This window comes from Anabaena sp. UHCC 0187 (assembly GCF_009712035.1).
GTDB lineage: Bacteria > Cyanobacteriota > Cyanobacteriia > Cyanobacteriales > Nostocaceae > Dolichospermum.
In genome coordinates, this window is record NZ_VILB01000011.1 from 60,108 (window position 1) to 67,079 (window position 6,972).

General features: G+C 39.7%; 9 protein-coding genes. 3 read left to right on the top strand and 6 right to left on the bottom strand.

Annotated elements, in window-relative coordinates; all coding sequences use genetic code 11:
- Positions 1 to 53 precede the first annotated feature (53 nt).
- The 6 genes from mdh to FJR11_RS09395 all read right to left on the bottom strand — a co-directional run bounded on the left by mdh (position 54) and on the right by FJR11_RS09395 (position 4,671).
- Positions 54 to 1,019 carry a malate dehydrogenase gene (gene mdh, locus FJR11_RS09370; RefSeq protein WP_168503429.1) on the bottom strand — a complete coding sequence of 322 codons (966 nt, stop codon included), beginning with the start codon at positions 1,017 to 1,019 and terminating at the stop codon, positions 54 to 56.
- Between the two features lie 219 nt (positions 1,020 to 1,238).
- Positions 1,239 to 1,454, bottom strand: a complete 216-nt coding sequence (locus tag FJR11_RS09375) for an NAD(P)H-quinone oxidoreductase subunit O (RefSeq protein ID WP_168503430.1) — start codon at positions 1,452 to 1,454, stop codon at positions 1,239 to 1,241.
- A gap of 262 nt (positions 1,455 to 1,716) precedes the next feature.
- Positions 1,717 to 2,664 carry a hypothetical protein gene (locus FJR11_RS09380; protein ID WP_168503431.1) on the bottom strand — a complete coding sequence of 316 codons (948 nt, stop codon included), beginning with the start codon at positions 2,662 to 2,664 and terminating at the stop codon, positions 1,717 to 1,719.
- A 36-nt stretch (positions 2,665 to 2,700) separates the two neighbouring features.
- The gene (locus FJR11_RS09385) at positions 2,701 to 3,540 is read right to left on the bottom strand and encodes a DNA-formamidopyrimidine glycosylase (protein ID WP_168503432.1); all 840 of its coding nucleotides are present in this window, start codon (positions 3,538 to 3,540) and stop codon (positions 2,701 to 2,703) included.
- Positions 3,541 to 3,656: 116 nt separating this feature from the next.
- Positions 3,657 to 3,872: a photosystem I reaction center subunit IV gene (locus FJR11_RS09390; RefSeq protein ID WP_168503433.1), complete on the bottom strand. Its 216-nt coding sequence runs from the start codon at positions 3,870 to 3,872 to the stop codon at positions 3,657 to 3,659.
- A 214-nt stretch (positions 3,873 to 4,086) separates the two neighbouring features.
- Positions 4,087 to 4,671, bottom strand: a complete 585-nt coding sequence (locus tag FJR11_RS09395) for a PAP/fibrillin family protein (RefSeq protein ID WP_168503434.1) — start codon at positions 4,669 to 4,671, stop codon at positions 4,087 to 4,089.
- Positions 4,672 to 4,909: 238 nt separating this feature from the next.
- Here FJR11_RS09395 and FJR11_RS09400 point away from each other — a divergent pair, with 238 nt between their 5' ends.
- From FJR11_RS09400 to FJR11_RS09410, 3 genes are all read left to right on the top strand, one after another.
- Positions 4,910 to 5,149 carry a DUF3134 domain-containing protein gene (locus FJR11_RS09400; RefSeq protein WP_168503435.1) on the top strand — a complete coding sequence of 80 codons (240 nt, stop codon included), beginning with the start codon at positions 4,910 to 4,912 and terminating at the stop codon, positions 5,147 to 5,149.
- Between the two features lie 89 nt (positions 5,150 to 5,238).
- Positions 5,239 to 6,339, top strand: coding sequence for a phospho-N-acetylmuramoyl-pentapeptide-transferase (mraY, locus tag FJR11_RS09405; RefSeq protein WP_168503436.1), 1,101 nt, complete (start codon positions 5,239 to 5,241; stop codon positions 6,337 to 6,339).
- A gap of 93 nt (positions 6,340 to 6,432) precedes the next feature.
- Positions 6,433 to 6,936: a PEP-CTERM sorting domain-containing protein gene (locus FJR11_RS09410; RefSeq protein WP_168503437.1), complete on the top strand. Its 504-nt coding sequence runs from the start codon at positions 6,433 to 6,435 to the stop codon at positions 6,934 to 6,936.
- Positions 6,937 to 6,972: the final 36 nt, after the last annotated feature.

The window sequence follows — 6,972 nt, forward strand, 5'->3', positions numbered from 1 at the left end:
TGACGAAGAAAATTAACTTCTACAATTGAAGATAAGTCTGAGGGGGTTGGAAGTTAAGTTTCCTGCAAAATCTCCAACGCCCTAGTAATATTTCCCCTCACCGACTCCGCCGAAGTCTGCAAAGCTGCTCTTTCTTGATCATTAATATTCACTTCCACAATTTTTTTAATTCCCTCATTTCCTAACAAACAAGGAACACCAATTACCACATCATTTAAACCATATTCCCCTTGTAAGTATGTCGCCATTGGTAACAACCGAGATTCATTTAATAATATTGATTGCACCATAATTGAAGTCGCCGAAGCTGGAGCAAAAAACGCCCCACCAGTTTGCATCAATTCCACAATTTCCGCGCCACCATTGCGAGTTCTGGCAACTAAATCATCAATGGTTTTTTGACTTAATAATTCTGTAATCGGAATGCCATTGACAGTGGCGTAGCGAGATAAAGGAACCATCAAATCTCCATGACTTCCTAATACCATCGCTTTCACATCTGCGGGTAAAACCCCTAATTCTAAAGCTACAAAAGTTTCAAATCGGGCAGAATCTAAAACCCCAGCCATACCCATAACTCGATTTCTGGGTAAACCCGTAGTTTGCCAAGTTAAATAAGTCATCACATCCAAAGGATTTGTGACTACAATAAAAATAGCATTGGGAGAATGAGCGATCGCATTTTTAGCCGCATTGACCACAATCTGGGCATTAACTTTCAACAAATCATCCCGACTCATACCTGGTTTCCTAGGAAACCCTGCCGTAATTACGACAATATTAGAATTAGCCGTATCTGCATAATTATTAGTTCCGTTAATTTGCCGATTATGGGACTCAATTCCCCGCGCTTCCAGCAAATCTAAAGCCAAACCTTGAGGCATCCCGGCCACAATATCCAACAATACCACATCAGCGAGATTTTTCTCGGCAATGCGTTGGGCTAAAGTGCTACCAACCCTCCCTGCACCCACAATAGTCACACGGGGAGAATTACCAATAATTGGGGAATCAGACATAATTTTTCGATAATTGCGATTCTTTAATCATAGTCGGGTGGGTTAGAGGATGTTTTAAAAGTTTTGGGCGACTAGAAGTCGCTACTACACAAGCAAAGTCCACCTGCGTGGACTAACGAAAAACTAAGGTTTTGAAACCCACGAAGGTGGGTTTTGTCTGTGTAGCCGCGACTTCTAGTCGCCAGGTGGGTAATTTTTAGGTTGAAGCACAATTACTAATTAAACAAACTCTTCCAACTGTTCCAACTTTAACCAAATATTTGGCGTTGGCACTTGTCCAAACTTCACCAAAGCATAATCACCCTTGATATCGACAATTTCCCCTTGAGTTTCAAACAAATAACTAGGAAAGCGGGAATCACTAGCTTGAGCTTCTAGACTATTTTCCAACTTCTCCCGAATAGCCCGCACCATATTTCCTTTTTTAACAGCCATAAGTTACCCTTGTTCCAAAATAAACGCGTTTACTCAAGATTTTATCTTGTACTCAGACACAAAGGTAACTTCTTTACTCAAAAAACATAACCGCCTACTTTGGTGGTAAGCGGTTTCTGAAAATTAATATTTATTTTAAGATAGTTCTTCCTTATCAACTTCATGATAACAAATCCCGAAGCAATTGTCAACCCCCCAATTCTCTATTTTCGCGCTTTGATTTATTTGAAATTCTGGGGGAGGTTGCTGATTTTCCTATCAATTATTCTGCAAATCTAGCTAATAACTCCTCACGAGATAATTGTAGAAGCAAAGGAGTAAATTCTTCTCTATTCATGGCAATGAGAGGGTTGATAATTGTTTCTAGCTGAGAATCAACCTGTCCAAACCGGACTTGCATGATACTTTCAACCATAGCGCGTCGTTCTCTTTCTACACCTTCTTGTCGTCCTTCTTGAAGTCCTTCTTGAAGTCCCTCTTGAAGTCCTTGTTTTTTGAGTGCTTCTAATTGTTCTTGATACATTTCCGATAATTTCATAATCAACTCCTGATCATCTTTATCAATATCGTGTTCTTGTCGTTGACGTGCAGATAACACAGCAATTAGGTTATGTACCAATTGTATAATATCCGCAAGGAAGGGACTATTATTTGCCAGTGCTTCTAATTCTTCAACGGCTTGTCGTTGAACTTTCCCTTTTCCTAAAATTCTCAGAAACAGGGTTTCTGGTGTGTTGGGGAGTTGGTGAATCGCAATAATTACGGTTTTTAAGCCTTCTCCCAAAAAATAAATCCCTTTTCCCCAGTTTTCTTCATCTACAGTCGTATTAAAACTTCCGAGGAGTTCCGCTGACGCAGTAGGAGAAAAAATCCACAGTCGGGGTAATTCGGCTTCATTTATGCGGTTATTATTGCGGTTAGATTGACGTTCTATGTCTCCATGAATGTCAAATAATTTACCCATGCAACTGCGAATTTCACTTTTAGTGACAGCATTGCGGAATGGTTCAAATATAGCATAATTTGTCACCATCTGTCCCAATATTCCTAGGGTTTCCAGGCTTTGTGTTGGTTGGGGTGAGGGAATAAATACAACGTCAATTTGTCTGACTTCTGCGGTAATATCTTTACTGGTTTCTACTTGACCATAGGGTGTTAATAGTTCAGTTAGATATTGTTTGGCAAATTGATCATGGATAAAGCGAGTCATTTAAGTTGATTTGAAGACAGAAATATGAATTTAACACTAACTTTGACATTGAGAACAAAAATGACTAGAACGCCCACCTAACTTAATGCGTTGGATCACATTACCACAAACTTTACAAGGTTCGCCAGTGCGGTTATAAACCCACGCTTCGCCACCATAATTACCATTAACACCTTTAACACTCAAGAAATTGCTAAAAGTCGTTCCACCTACCGCAATACTCGCTGATAAAACTTGAATAATTGCCGTTCGTAAAAGTTCGATTTTGGGAAGTTGCAATTCTGTACAAAGAGTTGTTGGTAAAATCCCACTTTTAAATAAAGCTTCATCTGCATAAATATTACCTAATCCTGCCACCATTGACTGATCTAATAATCCAGTTTTAATGGGACGACGGGATTTTTTTAATTTATCGGCCAAATACTGCACAGTGAATTCTGGGGAAAAAGGGTCAACTGCCAGTTTTGCTAAACCTGTCATAATACTTTCTACAGCTAAATGACCAGGAACATACCAGATTTGCCCGAAGGTGCGCTGGTCAACAAAGCGTAATTCTTGCTTTTCCCCAAAAAATAACCTCACTCTGGTGTGTTTGTGTAAAGGTTCATCTTGGGTTAGCCAAAGTAACTGACCGGTCATGCGGAGGTGAACCCCTAAATAGCTAGGAGAAGGGGAGGAAAGTTCAGCGAGGAGATATTTACCACGACGATGCCAGGTAGCAATGGTATTCCCTTTAATTCTATCAATAAATTCATCAACAGAAAACGGGTAGGCGATGGTGCGTTGTAGCAACACATCTCCCCCCGTAATTTCTTGACTCAGGGTTAATTGATTTAAACCCCGGCGGACCGTTTCAACTTCAGGCAGTTCAGGCATTCAAGCAAATAATATTTTAGGGGGAAGGTATGGTCAAAGAGAGGAAATGGCCAAGATTTTCACTTTGACATCTCCTCCTATCATCCCATTAAACAATCCCCTTGACCCTTGGCTGTTTATTTTGCTGCGGCTTTGGGTTTAGGTGCTTCTACTTCGATTAACTCATCTACAGCATAGTTTGCGGTGTTGAGGTCGGAGTAGTTAACTTTGTCAAACCGGACAATTACAGGGTATTTGATGGCGCTTTTCTCCACAGAAACCACTGTACCAAGATCCTGAAACCAGTAGGACTCAGGACGGAGAACACGTACTTTAGAACCACGTTGAACCATGATGGATCTTCCCTTTTGAAGTATGAATTGCCGTTAAAGTAGGGCTGATTGTTTTTACTCTACATCCTGAAGGTGTTTGCTTGTGGTTTTGTTAAGTTATTTGTCAAATTAGTGAATTTTCATGGGTAATGAGTTGTTAATCTTCTTAATTCCCCCCTTGACAAAGTACCCATAATAGAGTAACTTCATTCGCAAACACCTTTTAAATCCTGGGCTATGTCTTACTTAATACAAAAACACTACCTTCATTGCCCCTGCCAATCCGGAGATCATCATCTATATAAGTAATATCTAACCAACCTTGTTGTTGTTCACTTTGAATGGGAAAATCAAAAGCTGTAAATTTTTTGCCTAATTCAATTTCTTGGATAAAATTCGCTGGTGTTGTATAACCAATTAGGCGTTGTAAACCAATAATAGAACGTTGGAATTTTACTTGCACACGCTGTTGGGATACTGGTGAAAATTTAGCAGCAACGCTGACTAATCCTGCTAAGGAAGGAATGCCATAAATTTCGGCTATGTTATAAACACTGTTGGTTTCTACCCGAATACATTGGTAAATTTGACCAAGTTTACAAAAGGGTAAACGATCTATGTTTAGTAAAGCCTTGCTTGTGGTGTATAGTAGTCGCCAGTTGCCTTCTAGTAAATTACTAGCTGCTAATGGTCGTGGTGTAGGATTAAAGTCTTCTAAGTTAGCGATCGCTGCTAAAATAGCTTGTTGTTGTTGTTCATTGGCTAACAACCCGCGATTTGTTCCTGCAACTACATCTATGAGAGTTGATTTACCGATCATTGCCCTGTACCTCAAGAGTTTGCATGACAAAACAGCATTAATCAAATATTAATGTTTTTTGTCTATAACCATTCAACTCATTAATAATGCCTTTTTGGCTACAGTTCCGTAATTAAACGAAAATTTTCTTTAATTCGGATTAAGCAATTAAAGAGTTGTATGAAGGAATAAATTAACTCCTATCAAATGATAGACTCTTAATGTCTAGTTATATAAACCCTTGTGTGTGATTGTTGATATGTTAGATTCTCCCCTCCGTGAAGCCCCCCGAAACCAACGAGCATCAGTCATTCCCTTAAAACAAGAGTCCTCCATGTTGGACTGGTTGCGGCTGGGTGGCCGACTGATAGCTCGTGAAGTCCACGAAACAGACTCGCGGGAAGATGTAGAAGTAATATCCGATTTTCTAGGCGCAGACGATGGCATCGGTGATATTGATTATGATGATGATGACGATGCCATCGTGGATGAGGACTAACTGATATTATTTTAGGAACTCGCAACCGAGAATAGTTTCTATTTTATTGTTGAGGTTTTTTTAAGTGTGGAGTGAAGGGAATTTTTTCTGTGGACGCTAAATTATCTCCTAATCAAAGTTTGAATTTTTCCGGTATTGGGTTAGCCTCCTTGCTGGCCCTGTTATTGAGTATAACAGCCTTGATTTTCGATGGCATGGGGGATAGGACTCCCTGGGATACTAACTCCCTCACCCTACCTCTTTTATTATCTGCCGTCGTTGTAGCAGTTTTGGGACAGTTGGTAATCCCTATGTTACAAGCTCTCAAAACCGGGCAAATCATCCGGGAGGATGGACCCCAGGCGCATCTAAAAAAGGCGGGGACACCAACTATGGGGGGTATATTTTTTATCCCTGTAGCGGTGATAATTGCTTGTATATTATCCAATTTTTCAGAAAATGTGCTGGCGGTTTCGGCTTTAACACTCAGCTACGGTTTCATTGGCTGGATAGACGACTGGCAAATTTTGCGTCGGAAGTCTAACAAAGGGATTTCTCCGAAGATGAAGTTAGCTTTGCAAGTTATCTTTGGGGCTGTATTTTGTGCGTGGTTGATATTTAAAGGTGATTTTAGTATAACTAATATCCATGTACCTTGGGTGGGTTTATCCTTACCTTTAGGACTGTTGTTCTGGCCTGTGGCGGGTTTTGTCCTAGTTGCAGAAAGCAATGCTACTAATTTAACAGATGGTATTGATGGTTTGGCGGCGGGAACAGTAGCGATCGCTATTTTCGCATTAGGTGTGGTCATTGCCCCTACTTCCCCCGACTTAATGGTTTTCTGTGCCGCTGTCAGTGGTAGCTGCTTGGGCTTTTTAGCCTATAACCGCAACCCGGCTAGTGTTTTCATGGGTGATACAGGTTCTTTAGCCCTGGGTGGTGCTTTAGCTGCTGTTGCACTATTAACTAATACCTTAGTAGTATTGTTTATTCTGAGTGGGATTTTCTTTGTCGAAACCCTCTCTGTCATGGCACAAGTTAGTTATTATAAAGCTACAAAGGGACCAGACGGCAAAGGTAAGCGATTATTTAAAATGGCTCCTTTGCATCATCATTTAGAATTAACTGGTTGGTCAGAATTACAAGTTGTGGCAGTCTTTTATATCATCGCCGCTTTTTTAGCTTCCGTTTGTATTATGGTCATAAAATAATCAGTTTTAATCACAGATTTTTCATAAGTACCAATTTAAAACCCTCAAATCTGGGGGTTTTTTATTTTAAGATTTTGACTATTATTATTGAGAATGAAAAATTTATTTATAGTATCTGCATTATCTGTTGTAGTCTTATTTATCACATCTGGATTTACATTTGGAACAATGCAAACCGCCTCTGCTTTAACTTGGAACTGGAATTATGCTGCTGCTGGTGTAACGGCCAACGGTACTTTTACTACGAATGATACTCCTGACAGTTTAGGTTTTTACCAGATTTATGAAATTACTGGGATAAGAAATGGTGAAACAATTACTGGTTTGCAACCTGTTAGCATACCAATACCAGGAAATGAGCCTTATCATGTTGATAATTTAATTAGTTCTCATAGTCCACAGTTAACGGTTAAAGGTTTTGGATATACCACTGCAACGGGAAACTATTGTAGTCCATTTTTTGCGGATTTTTTGCCGAAACCAGGTTATTTAGAAGTTTTTTCTGTACCACCATTTGTAACAGGTGCTGAAAATTTTGGAATAGAAGATAGTGAGTTATCCATTAATTTTTCAGCAACCATAATCACTAAACCTTAATTAAGTAGGGTTTGCTGAAAAAGTTATCTGTAAGGG

Coding starts and splice junctions, on each gene's coding strand:
- FJR11_RS09400 (WP_168503435.1), top strand. CDS start 4,910: ATGTTAGATTCTCCCCTCCGTGAAGCCCCCCGAAACCAACGAGCATCA.
- FJR11_RS09385 (WP_168503432.1), bottom strand. CDS start 3,540: ATGCCTGAACTGCCTGAAGTTGAAACGGTCCGCCGGGGTTTAAATCAA.
- FJR11_RS09380 (WP_168503431.1), bottom strand. CDS start 2,664: ATGACTCGCTTTATCCATGATCAATTTGCCAAACAATATCTAACTGAA.
- mdh (WP_168503429.1), bottom strand. CDS start 1,019: ATGTCTGATTCCCCAATTATTGGTAATTCTCCCCGTGTGACTATTGTG.
- FJR11_RS09395 (WP_168503434.1), bottom strand. CDS start 4,671: ATGATCGGTAAATCAACTCTCATAGATGTAGTTGCAGGAACAAATCGC.
- FJR11_RS09390 (WP_168503433.1), bottom strand. CDS start 3,872: ATGGTTCAACGTGGTTCTAAAGTACGTGTTCTCCGTCCTGAGTCCTAC.
- FJR11_RS09410 (WP_168503437.1), top strand. CDS start 6,433: ATGAAAAATTTATTTATAGTATCTGCATTATCTGTTGTAGTCTTATTT.
- FJR11_RS09375 (WP_168503430.1), bottom strand. CDS start 1,454: ATGGCTGTTAAAAAAGGAAATATGGTGCGGGCTATTCGGGAGAAGTTG.